Raw genomic sequence first — 14,198 nt, forward strand, 5'->3', positions numbered from 1 at the left:
TCGTTTTTAACCTTTATCCTGCTTAAACCATGGCCAAAAACACCAATAAAACCACGGAAACCATAGCAAGCGTAAGCGATTTCATCAACACCATTACAGATGAGACCAAACGCGCCGACAGTTTTAAACTTAGCGAATTGATGGAAGAAGCCAGCGGTCATAAAGCAAAAATGTGGGGGCCGGCCATTATAGGCTTTGGCAGTTATCATTACAAATATGAAAGCGGCCGTGAAGGTGACGCGCCGCTTATAGCCTTTTCGCCTCGTAAAAGTTCTTTAACACTCTATCTTCCAGGCTTTGAAAGCAAGGAACAATTGCTGCAAAAATTGGGTAAGCACAAGCAAAGCGGCGGCTGTACGCATATTGTTAAACTGACCGATGTAGATAATACTGTGCTCAGGCAATTACTCGACGAATCATTTAAACACGCGGAAACAACGCACTGCAAATAGAGATCATTATAAGAAATTGCTTTCTGCCTCGCTATGGTGCCTTACTTTCTCAATTTTAAATTCAACACTGATAGTAACGCCCGCCTTATTTTGAACTTTAAAGATGCCTTGCAGCTGTTTACTTAAAGCCTTCATCATTTCCATACCTAATGAGGTAACTGTTTTAAGATCAAATCCGGCCGGCAGCCCTTTTCCGTTGTCGGCGATGGTTAGTATCACACCGTCTTCGCCTACGTGGTTCAACGCGACGACGATCTGCCCGCCTTCACAGCTAAAGGCGCACTTGATAGCGTTGGTTATGGCTCCATTAAGTATCAGGCCGAACGGAACAGCCTGGGTCAGATCGAGATAAATGGGTTCAACCACCTGCTCAAACCTGATACGACGGGTAACCGAGTCAAAACAATCGGTGAGGTTGCGGATCAGATCGGTTACGTATGATGGCATATAAATACTGGCCACATTATCAGCACTATACAATTTATGATGTATAAGCGCTATGGCCTGCACCCGGTTTTGACTTTCAGTGATGGCTTCGATGGCCGCGTTGTTCTCCAGGTATGCCGATTGCGTGCTTAACAGGCTCATCACAATTTGCAGGTTATTTTTAACCCTGTGATGTACCTCTTTGAGCAACCATTCTTTTTCATTAAGTAATTTTTCCTGTTTACTGTTCAACAGCTGCAATGATTGGTTTTGCTTGTTAATTTCGTTTTGCTGTGCCTGTAGCCGTACATTGCTGCGCTGCTTTAAACGATAACGATTATAGCCAACCCCCAATGAAAGCAATAGCATTACCGAGCCTCCAATAAGCAAATTACGATCGGCCTGTGCTGCTAAAAACCGGCTGCGCTGCAACTGCTCGTTGTTTTTAAGCAGTTGGATATCCTTAGCCTGCAGTTGCAGGTCTTTATTCTTCTTATCCGTATCAAACTCAATTTGCAAAAAGGACGTGTGCTTAGCATTGTTAACCAGGTAAACCGAATCGGTAAGCATTTTGTAGCGCTGATAATGCTTAATAGCACTTTGGTACCTGCCCATCCCCGAATCGGCCTTAAACCAGTTGAGCTGGTTCTGTGCCAAAAAAGGCAGCACCTTTGTTTTTTGATAAAAACTTTCATTTTCCTGCAAGTAGGGATACGCTTTATTATACTGCCCTATGGCTATATAATAATTAATATATGACCTTAACATCTCGGTATAATTTGCCCCTGCATCTTTTTTTGACGCCTCCATTTTGTCGATGTACACTTTGGCCATTTTATATTGTTTAAGCCTCATGTAAACCAGGCAAAAATCATAGTAGTTTTCAAATCTTTCCTGCGTTGTTGTAAACAGGTTCATATTTTTGAGCAATTGCAGTCGTGCAAGCGCTTTTTCGGGCTGTTCCATTTTATAGTAGCTCATGGCCAGGTTACCGTTTATTACAACTATTGAAGCTGTGTCATTATATTTTTGGGCAATTTTTACAGCCTTATCAAAATAAATTATCGCATCACTAAATTTATGCAGCGTATAGTATGAAAGGGCAAACCGATTGTATATTGTACACATTTGCAAACTGGTATCGCCGCGGCCTTCGGCAAGCCTCACCGCTTTCAGCTGATACTTCAGGGCGTTATCAGCATCTCCCTGGAAGGTAAGGCAGCCGCCAAGCAGGTTATACAAACCATCCAGGTCTTTTTTCCCTATCGATTCGTATATAGCCAATGCTGTGCGCAGGTTTTTAACAGCAATATCATATGATCCTTTTATGCTTTGCAGATCGGCCATATCTACGATAGCTGTAGCTTCCCTGTCCTTTAAACCTGCTTGCCGAAAAATATCAATGGCTTTTTGATAATAGGCTATTTTTTTATCCAGGTCCTGGCCTTCATTTCCATAATGCTGCCCAATAATGACATAAGCTTCGGCCATACCCGGCAAATCATGTATCGACTTAAAAAAATCAAACCCCCTCTGGGCCAATGCAGCACCGGCTTTATGATCGCCTTTTTTATTGCTTATCATTGCTGCCATCAACGCAGCGTTCCCCTGCCCTTTAACATCATTAAGCTGAATGCTTAATTGTTCGGCTTGTTTCATAAACCGGTAAGAGCTATCTGTTTCATTTGCTCCCGCGCCCGACTTGAGCAGAATAACACGGCTTAAAGCAAGCAACAGCTTCACTTTGCCGGTATCAGCTTTGCTTTTTTGAATTTGCGATTGCAACGAGGCCGAAGATTGCGCATGCAGATGTCCAGTTATGCACACAACAGCAACACATAGCAGTAAAAATTTAAATTTCATGATAAAGGGGATAATCATTAAAACGTTGCTGCCGTCTTTTAAAAACAGAACTTAAAATACAATAAAAATTTCAATAAATCCCTCATAGATAACTATTTGACACAACCACAGATAAAATGCTAATTTATTACTAATCATCCATTCAGAAAAAATTAAGTTTATTGGGTGGTGTTGTAGTTCAAGATATAAGGTCATTCACTAATTCCCCCAACACCTTAAAACTCTCTTCAACCACCTCGTCAAAAGCTAACCCAAAACTAATGCGGATAAAATTGGTAAACCGCCCGTCCACACTAAAGATCTGGCCGGGAGCTATGCTGATGTTTTGCTCTATTGCTAATTGGTACAGTTCAAAGGCATTTACCTTTTTATCCAGCTCAACCCAAAGCGCATAGCCGCCCTGTGGCCTGCTGATCTTTGTACCTGCCGGGAAGTATGTTGCGATAGCCTGCGTATACCGCAGGCATTGGGTATATAATGCCTTCCGCAAATGCCTCATGTGCAGGTCATATCGCCCGGTTTCAAAAAAATGACCAATGGCTGCCTGTGTAGGTGTGGCCGAGGCTATGGAATGCATCATTTTAATATTCAGCACCTGTTCTTTAAACCTGCCCGGAATGCACCAGCCTACCCGGTAACCGGGCGCTATTGATTTGGATACCGATGAACAAAGGATCACCCAGCCATCCTTATCATAACTTTTGCAGGTGCGCGGACGGCTTTTTCCAAAATAGATCTCACCATAAATATCATCCTCAATTAAGGGAACTTGCTTTTCAGCAAGCAGGCGCACCAGTTGCTGCTTACGCTCATCGGGCATGCAAACCCCTATTGGGTTACTAAAGTTGGTAACAAAGAGGCATACTTTTACGGGCACTTCATTCATGGCCCGTTCCAGGTATTCCAGGTCGAGGCCGGTATCGGGATTCACCGGAATTTCCAATACTTTCAAATCCAGGCTAAGCATCACATTGAAAATCCCGAAATAGGTGGGACTTTCAATGGCAATGGTATCGCCGGGCTTGGTGAGCGCCCTTAAGCAAAATATTAAAGCTTCCAGGCAGCCCTGCGTTGTGATCACATGATCTTCGGTAATATTACCACCCCAGTTAAAAGCGTTTTTAGCCACCTGTTTGCGCAAAGCGATATTACCCTGCGGGTTTTCATAAGTGATATTACCCGATGGACTATTACGGATAGATTCCATCATGGATTTACTGAGCTTGGCCAGCGGGATCAGGCTGAGCGGCGGCGATGAGCGCGAGAGCTGCAAAACGCTGTCTTCCGACATGTTGCGGTAAACCATCGCAATCATTTCGGCAACGCTGGCCTGTTTAACCTTTTTAAGCGGTGGTTTGGTTTCGGGCACGCTGGTAAAACGGGCGGGCAGGTATTTTACATAGTAGCCCGATTTGGTACGTGCCTCTATCAAGCCCAGGTTCTCTAACTCAACATAAGCTTTATAAGCCGTACTCATGCTGATGCCCTGTTCCTGGCTCAGCGCCCTTACCGACGGCAGCTTGTCGCCGGGTTTCAGCAGGTTCTGTTTAATCTGCTTTTCGATCCGGGCGGCTATCTGCGAGTATAAAAAATCGTTGTCTGTATTGAGTACCGGACTTTCCATGCAAAATCTGTTATGCTCAAAATTAATAAAACTGCATCTGTTTTTCTATTGCCGGATGTTTTTATTTTGTAATGATCAAATAATTAAGCACATGGAACTACAGGTTATCGATTATCAGCCACAACATGCCCCCTATTTTGAAAAGTTTAACAAAGCATGGCTTGAAGAGTATTTTAGCGTTGAACCTTTTGATAAATGGGTGCTGGAAAACCCCGACGAGGCCATCATTAAAACAGGCGGCAGCATTTACTTTATCACTTCGAACCAAAAAATTATTGGCACGGTAGCACTGCGATATATAGAAGACGGTGTTTACGAGCTTACCAAAATGGCGGTGGATAAAGACAGTCGCGGAGCTGGCGCCGGTCAGTTTCTATGTCAAACCGGTATTGATAAAGCGCGTGAACTGGGTATAAAAAAGCTGGTACTGTTTTCAAACAGAGTGCTTGAAAATGCCATCCACATTTACCGCAAACTGGGCTTTACCGAAATCCCAGTTGAGCCCGGCACCTACAAACGGGCGGATATCATGATGGAAATAAACTTTACAAATAACTAAACCTGATGGAAAATATACTAAGCGAACAGGAAGTACAGCAACTAAGGTCCGAAACCCGGGGCACAACAAAAACCATCCATTTCAACAATGCAGGCTCGTCCCTGCACCCCGATGTGGTGGTTGATACCGTGATAGATTACCTGTACGAAGAAGCGCAAAACGGCGGCTACGAAACCGAGTACACATACCGCGAAGAGCTTGAAAACACCTACAACCTCATAGCCCGACTCATCAACGCCCGCAAGGATGAAATTGCCATTGTTGAAAACGCCAGTATCGGCTGGTGGCTTGCCTTTAACGGCATTGATTTTAAACCCGGCGATGAGATCATTACCTGCGAAATGGAATATGTAACCAACCTGATAGGTTTGCTGCACGCTAAAAAAACACTGGGTGTTGAGTTTAAAGTGATCCCCAATGATGAGCAAGGTAATTTCCGGCTGCAGGCTTTGGAAGATGCTATTTCTGACCGGACAAAGCTGATAGCCGTAACCCATATCCCCTCAACCGCAGGGGGCATGATCCCGGTAGCAGAGATAGGCAGGATAGCGCGCAAACACAATATTTTGTACCTGCTTGATGCCTGCCAAAGCGTAGGCCATGTGCCGCTGGATGTACAGGCCATTGGCTGCGATATGCTGGCCGTAACCGGCAGGAAGTATTTGCGGGCGCCGAGGGGTACCGGCTTTCTGTATGTCCGCAAAGAAATTCAGGATAAGCTGAAGCTGTTTTTCCTGGATGGCTTCACTACCCAATGGGTAACCGAAACTGATTTTAAACCGCGCAATGATGCCCGCCGTTTTGAGGTGTATGAAAAAAGCCGCGCCTTAACACTTGGCCTTGGCAAGGCGGTTGAATATGCACTCAAAATAGGCATTGAGCGTACCTGGCAGCGGGTGCAATATTTAGCCGGCTTATTACGCGAAAAACTAAAAAATATTAACGGCGTAAGCGTTCATGATTTTGGCGATGAGTTATGCGGCATCGTAACTTTTTCGGTAGATGGCATGGAGGCCGCAACGGTAAAAAACAAGCTGGCCGAAAAGCACATCAACGTATCAGTTGGCAAGGCGGTTTCAACCCTCATTTACATGAATAAAAACCACTTAAATAATATTATAAGGGCTTCCGTGCATTATTATAATACTGAGGAGGAGATTGATACCTTATGCGGAGTTTTAGAGGAGTTGGTTAGAGTGAGTGTTTAACATTCGCACGATTAAGCGCCCCCGCTATTGTTCGTGTTGTCACCAGAAGTGTTCGGAAGATTTTTAATTCCCTCCCCTGGGAGGGGTGCGGTTGGATTTCGTGGTGGCGGGGAGGGGTTTATACGTCGTTTCAGGCGAATAGGTCTGTGAATGCCTCCCTCCCTACACCCGCCCCAGGGGAGGGAATCGCACAATCCCTCGCTTTTTTTATTTCTTCCGAACATCTATGGTGTTGTCACCAACAACAGCGGGTTATAGTTCAAGCGAAAAACGCTTAAACTTGTTTGATAAAAGTTGCCAACAAAACAGCTGCATCTATTGATGTTTTGTAATTTTTGAGCGCAAACTCCGCTATAAAACTCGTTGTCGCTTTAAAAAGCAGAGTATATTTATATTAGTGCCATAAATTATTGGCCATTGAAAGCGATCCGCGATAAAGCAGGTGAATTTTTACTTGGGTTACAGGATGTACGGGAAGATATTTTATGTACGCCTGCCCAGTTTTCTGAATATACCGTTTACCTCGTTCCTGAAGGATCGGGTGTCTTTCATGCAGATTTTGGGGCATTCCCTTTTACGGGCCCGGTGTTGTTGTTTTCAACCCCGCTGCAGATTATTTATGTAGACGAGTGCCGCGCCATAAAAAGCAATATCTTACAATTTCACAGTGATTTTTATTGTATCGAGTACCACCGCGAAGAAGTAGCCTGCAATGGGTTATTATTTAACAACATCTATATTGATCCAATAGTTGCGCTTACCCCACAGGATGTAAAAGTGTTTGAGCTGTTACTGATGCAGATGAACGACGAATTTATGCAGCCGCAACCATCCGAAATTGTATTGCGGGCCTACCTGCAGCTTTTTTTGGCCAAGGCCAGCAGCATAAAAATAAATAGCATCAGTACCGGTGAGGATAAACCCCAAAAAGATGAAATAATGGAAAAGTTCCGGACGTTGCTTAACCAGCATTATCTTGATCTGCATAAACCATCAGATTATGCCTCGTTACTCGCCATATCTTCTGATAATTTAACCCGGCGTTGTACCAAATACTTCCGCAAATCACCATCACAACTTATCCAGGAACGGCTTATCCTCGAAGCCAAGAAACAGCTGCATTTAACCCGGCAAAGTATTAAGGAAATTGCCTACAACCTGAAGTTTCAGGATGAGTTTTATTTTAGCCGGGTATTTAAAAAGTTCACCAAAGTATCGCCCCAAACTTTTCGCGATAAAACAGGCATCTCCATCGTCGCGGATTTGTACAAATAAAACCCCGTTTCGTCCATGTTTGCGGGGCTCATAGCGTTGTAGTTTTGCTTTATCAAAAGACAACAACATGAAAACTTCAATCATAAATACCATAGCCGGCCTTGATCAGCTTGGTAAAAAAGCAGTCCGTTTCGGCATCGTAGTCGTATTCCTTTGGATAGGCGGGCTTAAATTTTTCACTTACGAAGCCGATGGCGTTGTACCCTTTGTGGCCAACAGTCCGGTGATGTCATTCTTTTACAACCATCCAACAGAATACAAAAAACACATCAATAAAGAAGGCGAACTGATTGCTGCCAACCACCAATGGCATATCGAAAACAACACTTACGGCTTTTCTGTTGGCCTGGGTATTTTCCTGGTAACACTGGGCATACTGGTTGCACTTTATAAAGTTGTACCAATGCCAAGTATGATTGCCAGTATCCTGGTATTTATCATGACTTTGGGCACGCTTTCCTTCCTGGTCACTACGCCCGAAAGCTGGGTACCACATTTAACCGACAACCAATGGGGCTTCCCATACCTGTCAGGCCGCGGTCGTTTGGTTATTAAAGATGTCGTGATCCTTGGCGGTGCCATCATCACTATGAGCGAAACCGCGCAACTTTATCTAAAACGTAAAACAGCAAGTAAATAATCTTAAACCATAATATAATCATGAAAACTATAAATGTTCCCACCCGCGAACAGGTAAGTGCCGAAGCGCAGGTAATGTTTGATATCTTCACAAAACGCGTTGGTAAGGTACCTAACCTTTATGCCACCATGGGCTATTCGGCACCTGCACTTAAAATGTTTATGGATATGGAGGATGACATGAGCAAAAGCGTGTTTACCTCCAAAGAAAGGGAAGCCATTGCCCTAATTGTTTCTGAGCTAAACGGTTGTGCCTATTGCTTAGCCGGTCATAGTATGCTGGCCATGAAACGCGGCTTTACTAAAGAACAAACCCTGGATATCAGGAGAGGCCATACAGCTGATGATAAACTGGACGCCATTATTGGTTTAGCCAAATCAATTGTTGAAAATAAAGGTAAAGGCGATGAAACCTTACTAAATAACTTTTTCGAAGCCGGTTTTGATGAAGTCGCTTTGATGGACCTTATTGCCTTTATTACCATACGTGTGTACACTAACTACGTATTTGCCAACACCGAAGTACCAATAGATTTTCCTGCCGCTGAGCCTCTTAACTAATAGCTAAACATATCATCATGAAAACCACCGAAGAAGTAAAAGGCCAGTTAGCCAATAAGTTTTTAACAGGACTAAAAAATCGTGATTGGGAGCTCATGCGCCCGGCCCTTGCCAATGATGTTACCTGGACCCTGCCGGGAACAAGTTTGCTTTCGGGTCCTGCTGTTGGTGCCGATGCCGTGATTAAACGTGCCGGTCAGCTGCGTGATTTTGGGGTAATGGTTCAATTAAACCACATTCTATACGGATTGGATAGTGTAGCCCTGTCGCTTCACAATACTGCCAGCCGTGGCGATTTGATACTGGATGAGCAGGTAGCCATAGTTTGCGATATTACTGATAATAAGATTAGCCGGATAACTACCCATTTGAGTGATGTTGAAGGGATCAATAAGTTTTTTATTGAAGGGGTGATTTAACGTCATACAGCATATTATAAACTCATTTACGTTCCATCAGGATCTCTCGCAGATTTAAGTTTCCCTATAAATCAATAGTCAAATTGGGTAATCCTGATAAGTTGAACCACTCTCGGGTTCGGGTAAGGGGTGTGACGTTTTGTACAAACCTGTTCTCCTTCTGGGGGATTTTACAATTTAATAAACATGTATTAATTGCCCAGGGACAGATGCACCAGAGGTGCAAAAGGTTTGTAGCTCGTAAAGTTATAGAATACCCTTTGCCCCAGACGGGAAAAACACGACGACTTGCTGTTTAAACGACAAGCAATTTTGTGGGTAAACTTAAACTCGCAGAGGACCCTGATGGCTTCCCCAAGCAGGTAAGCCTGGTTTTCGCGCGTTTATACAGTCTCCTGTCAGTTATGAACATCAGGGTCCTCTACGAGAGGCCCTGGTGGGACAGAAGCCTGGGATTGCTTCGGGCCTCGCAAAAGACGCTTTTTTTTGAGTTGCATCTACGTTATCTTTGGGCCTAATCCCTGCAATACACATGAAATATTTCATTGTCCTTCTATTTATCTTTTTCATTGGCCAACACAGTTTTGCACAAACTCATAAAGAGCAAATTGCTGCCTTCAGGCAAAATTATAAGGATGATTTTTTAAAAGATCCGCGATCGCCGCTTAAACAGGATGACCTGCAATTTCTAAGGTTTTATGATGCCGACAGCACCTACCGCGTAACTGCTAAAGCTGAATTATTGACTAATCAACCAACTTTTATTATACCTACCTTCAGCGGCACAGGTAGCCAGTATGTGCGTTACGCCCAGCTTTCGTTTACGCTAAAGGGTAAACCTATGCAGTTAACCATTTACAAAAGCATAGCCCTGTCGCAAAACCCGGCGTTCAGCAATTACTTGTTCCTGCCTTTTACTGATGCTACAAACGGCTCTGAAACCTATGGCGGAGGCCGCTATATCGACCTTACCACCAAAGACATTAAAAACGGCTCGATTGTTATAGATTTCAATAAAGCCTATAACCCATACTGCGCTTTCAGCAGCGGCTATTCATGCCCTAAACCTCCCGACGAAAACCGGGTCGATATTGCTGTTGAAGCGGGTGAAAAAAACTTTGGGAAAGGGCATTGATCTAAATCTGAATTAAACAAGCACATTAAATATTTTTTACCTTACAAAAATACCGGCATCTATGTGCGCCCCTGGTGATGAAGATGAAAGGTTCAGGTAATCTTTTGGTATGCCTTTGGTTTGCACTTCGCTCAGGGTTACTTTTCCAACTTTTTGGATACTCTGTTCTATAGGCTTATTTAGCCGGTCTGGCTTTACGTCCTCTTCGTTAAAGCCCAAATAAAAAGCGTTTTCGGAGATAAGCGAATTGGCAAACTCATAGTTAGCATGTGCACCACGGTAACCTATCCAAAAATAATTGCAATTGGTAACGATATTATCACTGAAAGTAAACGGCATATTGGAACTCTGGCCGTAGCCGTACCAAACAGCACCTTCATAGGCCCCGTAAATAATAGAATGAGTGAGTGAAAAATCCCTGATCCCGAGAAATACCATAACGGCGTTTTTTACCCCATAAAATATACAATGGTCTACGCGGATACCGGCACCCTGGGCAAAAACCCCTCCTTGTATAGGTGCAGAATTCTTTTCCCCGATAAAATAACACTGGGAGATTTCCAGCCCGGTCAATGTGCTGTCCCTCCTTTCTATAACGTAATAATACTCTGATGCGGGGTTTGGGTTACCGGTGAACTTCAGTCCTTTAATTACTACATGATTCCGGGCGATCTGGAAAGCGGAACTGGCATGCTTTAATTTACCGGCCCTGTTGGAATCGGCCACGCATTGGATAACCGGCATTTTGGCCGGTGCCCAGTCGGGATCACCGGGCATGACCATCGCTTCGAAAGTGTATTTTTCAGCAACCTGCCGGTTACTTTCATCACGAATTGCCAATGCACTTTTAATGATATAAAGGCCGGGCGCAATCTTAATGGTAATGGGCTCTTCACCGCTAAACGTATTTGCCTTGACAACCGCTTTTTCCAGGCTTGCCAGCGGTTCACTTTGCGTACCCGGGGCATCATCCCTACCCCGGCTTACATCTACATATAGTGTTTGCGCGTTCAGCGGAATGCTCCAAATCAATAATATTATAAAGCTTAAAAATTTTAATGCAGTGGGTTTCATGAGTTAAACTATAAGGCATGCTGCCTGGTAAACAAATGTAAAAGAGCAGAAGGTGTCCGCATATTCATAACAGGTTCAAGTTTGTTCAAGTTTCATCACGCCGGAATCAAAAATATAATCAAACATTACCTCTGAAAACAAAAAGCAGCCCGGCAGTTAAAATAAGCTTTCAAAGTTTGTGGTTACCGGTCTGACAGTTTCCAGGTTGTAAGGAAATAAAAATATACCAGGTAGAAATTCTTGCAATCCAACACACAAAACATTACCGGTAACGAGACTGTTACACCCCAAACAAAACCTAACCGGTAAATTTGAACAAAGCCTCCGGAAATATGAACCAAATCAGCAAAGAAGATATCAAACAGGAAGTGTTTGACCTGTATGATGATTACGCACATAACCGCCTCGACAGGCGCTCATTTGTGCAAAAGCTCTCCATGTATGCAGTGGGCGGCCTTACCGTAACCGCATTAATGAGTTTCCTAATGCCCGATTACCAGTCGACAGCAGAGATTAAATCTGATGATCCGCGTTTAAAATCGGGCTACATTAATTACCCTTCGCCAAAAGGCGGCGGAACAATTAAAGGCTTGTTATCAGAGCCCGCAGATGCAAAGAAGCAATTGGGCGGCATAGTGGTTGTTCACGAAAACCGGGGCTTGAACCCTTATATCGAAGATGTGGCCAGACGCGCCGCCCTGGCCGGCTTTATTACCCTTGCACCCGACGCATTAACGCCGCTTGGCGGCTATCCCGGCAACGATGACGAAGGGCGTACCATGCAGGCCAAACGAAATAAAGGCGAAATGGAGGAAGATTTTATAGCTGCCTATGAATACCTTAAAAACCATAGGGATTGCAATGGTAAGGTGGGTGTTGTGGGCTTTTGTTTTGGCGGAGGAATTGCCAATATGATGGCTGTACGTGTTCCCGATTTGGCTGCCGCCGTTCCATTTTACGGAAGTCAGCCGGCTGTTGAGGATGTCCCTAAAATTAAAGCGCCGCTGTTGCTGCATTACGCGGCCCTGGATACCCGGATTACGGAGGGCTGGCCGGCATACGAAAAAGCGCTTAAAGAAAATGGCAAAAAATACCAGGCTTATATCTATGAAAACGCGAACCACGGCTTTCATAATAATACAACTCCCCGTTATGACAAAGCTGCGGCAGAACTGGCCTGGAAACGGACCATTGATTTTTTTAATGATAATTTAAACTAAAGACCTGAAATTTCAGGTCTTTAGTTTCGCAGGGGCATATTGTGAGGATACCTTATTCTTTGGGGGTATCTTCTTTATCTTCCTCTTCCCGTTCTACCGTTATGGTACATTCTGTAACCAACGCGGCCAGGGTACCTACGGCAGCAAAAACCGGTGCCAGGATCATCCCGAAAAGGCCAACACTTAACGGAAAAGTCATTAGCTCTTTACCGTGCTTGTCCGAAATGGTGATCCTGCTGGCTTTACCTTCGTTAATTATCTCTTTTATCTTTCCCAATAACGCTTCACCGTTAATTGAAAATGTTTCTTTGGTGCTCATGTTTTTTCTAAGTTTTTATATTTAGATGAGCATACCAGCGGCTTGTTACAGGTTTGGCTAAATATGCAGATAGTAGGTGGAATATTAATTTCCTTACTGCAGAGGCTTCTCAATTGGTTACAAAAAAAGCAAACCCGTCATGCCGAATTTATTTCGGCACCCATTTCCAAAGTAAGCGATGGACAGGTCTGCAAGAATTAATTGTGAAACCTGGCAAGCGTGAATACCCAGTGAGGTGCCGAAATAAATTCGGCACATACGTATGTTTTTACCTTTGAACAATATTAAACACTTATCTCCACCTTCTTCCCGGTTTTAACAGCAAGGTAAATGGCATCAATAATTTTAAGGTCTTTCACTCCTTCTTCACCGTTTACCGGTACTACCGGCTTTTTATTATTAAATATAATCTCGCACATTTCATCCATCTGTACGGTTTGATGTGTGGTAATGGGCTGGTTAAGCTCGCCCAAGTGGGTGCGGCCTTTAATTGGCCCGTAGCCGGTAGAAGGCTGCATTTCGGCAAAGCCTTTTTCTCCATCAAGGAAAAACCGGTCGAGATTGTTCATATTGTAGGTTGACAGGCAAGACGCGACGGCCCCGCTTGGGAAGCCGAACTGGAACTGGATGGTTTCATCAACCCCTTCTTTAAATTTCACCGTATCGGTTTTAGTTTCCTGGGCTGTAACCCATATCGGTTCTTCACCGGTCATATAGCGTGATCCGTTGATGGCATAGATCCCAATATCCATCATAGAGCCGCCACCGGCAAGCTTTTTATTCAACCGCCATTGTGTGGGATCGCCGATGGTAAACCCGCATTGCCCCTGAAAAAACCTGACCTTCCCAAACTCACCGTTTTGCCTCATCCTGATCACTTCAAGTGTTTTTGGTTCAAAATGCATCCGGTAGCCAACCAACAATTTTACATTGGCCTTTTTACAGGCATCAACCATCTCCTGCCCCTCTTTGGCATTCACGGCCATTGGCTTTTCGCATATAGCGTGTTTACCGGCTGCAGCTACCCTGATCACAAAATCGCGGTGCAAGCCGTTGGGTGTAATAACATATACCGCGTCGATATCGGGGTTATTTTTAATATTATCGAAGTTCTCGTAGTTGTAGCAGTTTTTTTCGGGGATGCCATATTTGCTTTGCCATGCTTTAACTTTTGATGGGGTTCCGCTAATTACCCCAACCAGTTTAGCTTTGGTACATTTCCGCATAGCTTCTGCAACTATGGTTCCATAGCCTCCAAGTCCCATAATAGCCACACGTAATACCGGGCCGTCATAAACCTGTTCAGTTTTGTCTGCTCCCGCTGCACATCCTAAGTATGGTACAAGTTGCAGGGCCAGGGCCGATAAGCCCAACTTTTGTAAAAAATCACGACGAGAATTCATAGGTATGTTTTTTGGTTTATG

General features: G+C 44.1%; 14 protein-coding genes. 9 read left to right on the top strand and 5 right to left on the bottom strand.

All coding sequences use genetic code 11. The features are described 5' to 3' along the window. Positions 1 to 29 precede the first annotated feature (29 nt). Positions 30 to 452: a DUF1801 domain-containing protein gene (locus tag ACEN82_RS19520; RefSeq protein WP_413322036.1), complete on the top strand. Its 423-nt coding sequence runs from the start codon at positions 30 to 32 to the stop codon at positions 450 to 452. 6 nt (positions 453 to 458) lie between these two features. Here the strand turns inward: ACEN82_RS19520 and ACEN82_RS19525 are convergent, their stop codons facing one another. Then, positions 459 to 2,741, bottom strand: a complete 2,283-nt coding sequence (locus ACEN82_RS19525; protein ID WP_413322035.1) for a histidine kinase dimerization/phosphoacceptor domain -containing protein — start codon at positions 2,739 to 2,741, stop codon at positions 459 to 461. Positions 2,742 to 2,919: 178 nt separating this feature from the next. After that, positions 2,920 to 4,365 carry an aminotransferase-like domain-containing protein gene (locus ACEN82_RS19530; RefSeq protein ID WP_413322034.1) on the bottom strand — a complete coding sequence of 482 codons (1,446 nt, stop codon included), beginning with the start codon at positions 4,363 to 4,365 and terminating at the stop codon, positions 2,920 to 2,922. Positions 4,366 to 4,456: 91 nt separating this feature from the next. Between ACEN82_RS19530 and ACEN82_RS19535 the strand changes: the two genes are divergently transcribed. The 7 genes from ACEN82_RS19535 to ACEN82_RS19565 all read left to right on the top strand — a co-directional run bounded on the left by ACEN82_RS19535 (position 4,457) and on the right by ACEN82_RS19565 (position 10,161). Next, positions 4,457 to 4,924 (top strand): GNAT family N-acetyltransferase, encoded by a 468-nt coding sequence (locus ACEN82_RS19535; protein WP_413322033.1) that lies wholly within the window; start codon positions 4,457 to 4,459, stop codon positions 4,922 to 4,924. Positions 4,925 to 4,929: 5 nt separating this feature from the next. Then, the gene (locus tag ACEN82_RS19540; RefSeq protein ID WP_413322032.1) at positions 4,930 to 6,132 is read left to right on the top strand and encodes an aminotransferase class V-fold PLP-dependent enzyme; all 1,203 of its coding nucleotides are present in this window, start codon (positions 4,930 to 4,932) and stop codon (positions 6,130 to 6,132) included. A gap of 417 nt (positions 6,133 to 6,549) precedes the next feature. Further along, a complete protein-coding gene (locus ACEN82_RS19545; protein WP_413322031.1) occupies positions 6,550 to 7,407 on the top strand; it encodes a helix-turn-helix domain-containing protein in 858 nt (285 codons plus the stop codon). A 67-nt stretch (positions 7,408 to 7,474) separates the two neighbouring features. Then, on the top strand, positions 7,475 to 8,047 hold the full coding sequence (locus ACEN82_RS19550) for a DUF417 family protein (RefSeq protein ID WP_413322030.1): 573 nt from the start codon (positions 7,475 to 7,477) through the stop codon (positions 8,045 to 8,047). A gap of 20 nt (positions 8,048 to 8,067) precedes the next feature. After that, complete coding sequence (locus tag ACEN82_RS19555; protein ID WP_354486264.1) at positions 8,068 to 8,607, top strand: carboxymuconolactone decarboxylase family protein; 540 nt, start codon at positions 8,068 to 8,070, stop codon at positions 8,605 to 8,607. A 17-nt stretch (positions 8,608 to 8,624) separates the two neighbouring features. Then, entirely contained in the window at positions 8,625 to 9,026 is a 402-nt protein-coding gene (locus ACEN82_RS19560) for a nuclear transport factor 2 family protein (protein WP_354486263.1), read from the top strand. Positions 9,027 to 9,558: 532 nt separating this feature from the next. Next, complete coding sequence (locus tag ACEN82_RS19565; RefSeq protein WP_413322029.1) at positions 9,559 to 10,161, top strand: DUF1684 domain-containing protein; 603 nt, start codon at positions 9,559 to 9,561, stop codon at positions 10,159 to 10,161. Between the two features lie 36 nt (positions 10,162 to 10,197). On the opposite strand, the gene ACEN82_RS19570 is transcribed toward ACEN82_RS19565, so the two are convergent. Continuing rightward, positions 10,198 to 11,235, bottom strand: a complete 1,038-nt coding sequence (locus ACEN82_RS19570) for a hypothetical protein (protein ID WP_413322028.1) — start codon at positions 11,233 to 11,235, stop codon at positions 10,198 to 10,200. Between the two features lie 332 nt (positions 11,236 to 11,567). Between ACEN82_RS19570 and ACEN82_RS19575 the strand changes: the two genes are divergently transcribed. Continuing rightward, positions 11,568 to 12,455, top strand: coding sequence for a dienelactone hydrolase family protein (locus ACEN82_RS19575; protein ID WP_413322027.1), 888 nt, complete (start codon positions 11,568 to 11,570; stop codon positions 12,453 to 12,455). 52 nt (positions 12,456 to 12,507) lie between these two features. On the opposite strand, the gene ACEN82_RS19580 is transcribed toward ACEN82_RS19575, so the two are convergent. Next, positions 12,508 to 12,774, bottom strand: a complete 267-nt coding sequence (locus ACEN82_RS19580; RefSeq protein WP_090534028.1) for a DUF4342 domain-containing protein — start codon at positions 12,772 to 12,774, stop codon at positions 12,508 to 12,510. A 284-nt stretch (positions 12,775 to 13,058) separates the two neighbouring features. Further along, positions 13,059 to 14,177, bottom strand: coding sequence for a Gfo/Idh/MocA family protein (locus ACEN82_RS19585; protein WP_413322026.1), 1,119 nt, complete (start codon positions 14,175 to 14,177; stop codon positions 13,059 to 13,061). Between the last annotated feature and the right edge of the window lie 21 nt (positions 14,178 to 14,198).

This window comes from Mucilaginibacter sp. Mucisp73 (genome assembly GCF_059491465.1).

Coding starts and splice junctions, on each gene's coding strand:
- ACEN82_RS19520 (WP_413322036.1), top strand. CDS start 30: ATGGCCAAAAACACCAATAAAACCACGGAAACCATAGCAAGCGTAAGC.
- ACEN82_RS19525 (WP_413322035.1), bottom strand. CDS start 2,741: ATGAAATTTAAATTTTTACTGCTATGTGTTGCTGTTGTGTGCATAACT.
- ACEN82_RS19530 (WP_413322034.1), bottom strand. CDS start 4,365: ATGGAAAGTCCGGTACTCAATACAGACAACGATTTTTTATACTCGCAG.
- ACEN82_RS19535 (WP_413322033.1), top strand. CDS start 4,457: ATGGAACTACAGGTTATCGATTATCAGCCACAACATGCCCCCTATTTT.
- ACEN82_RS19540 (WP_413322032.1), top strand. CDS start 4,930: ATGGAAAATATACTAAGCGAACAGGAAGTACAGCAACTAAGGTCCGAA.
- ACEN82_RS19550 (WP_413322030.1), top strand. CDS start 7,475: ATGAAAACTTCAATCATAAATACCATAGCCGGCCTTGATCAGCTTGGT.
- ACEN82_RS19555 (WP_354486264.1), top strand. CDS start 8,068: ATGAAAACTATAAATGTTCCCACCCGCGAACAGGTAAGTGCCGAAGCG.
- ACEN82_RS19560 (WP_354486263.1), top strand. CDS start 8,625: ATGAAAACCACCGAAGAAGTAAAAGGCCAGTTAGCCAATAAGTTTTTA.
- ACEN82_RS19565 (WP_413322029.1), top strand. CDS start 9,559: ATGAAATATTTCATTGTCCTTCTATTTATCTTTTTCATTGGCCAACAC.
- ACEN82_RS19570 (WP_413322028.1), bottom strand. CDS start 11,235: ATGAAACCCACTGCATTAAAATTTTTAAGCTTTATAATATTATTGATT.
- ACEN82_RS19575 (WP_413322027.1), top strand. CDS start 11,568: ATGAACCAAATCAGCAAAGAAGATATCAAACAGGAAGTGTTTGACCTG.
- ACEN82_RS19580 (WP_090534028.1), bottom strand. CDS start 12,774: ATGAGCACCAAAGAAACATTTTCAATTAACGGTGAAGCGTTATTGGGA.
- ACEN82_RS19585 (WP_413322026.1), bottom strand. CDS start 14,177: ATGAATTCTCGTCGTGATTTTTTACAAAAGTTGGGCTTATCGGCCCTG.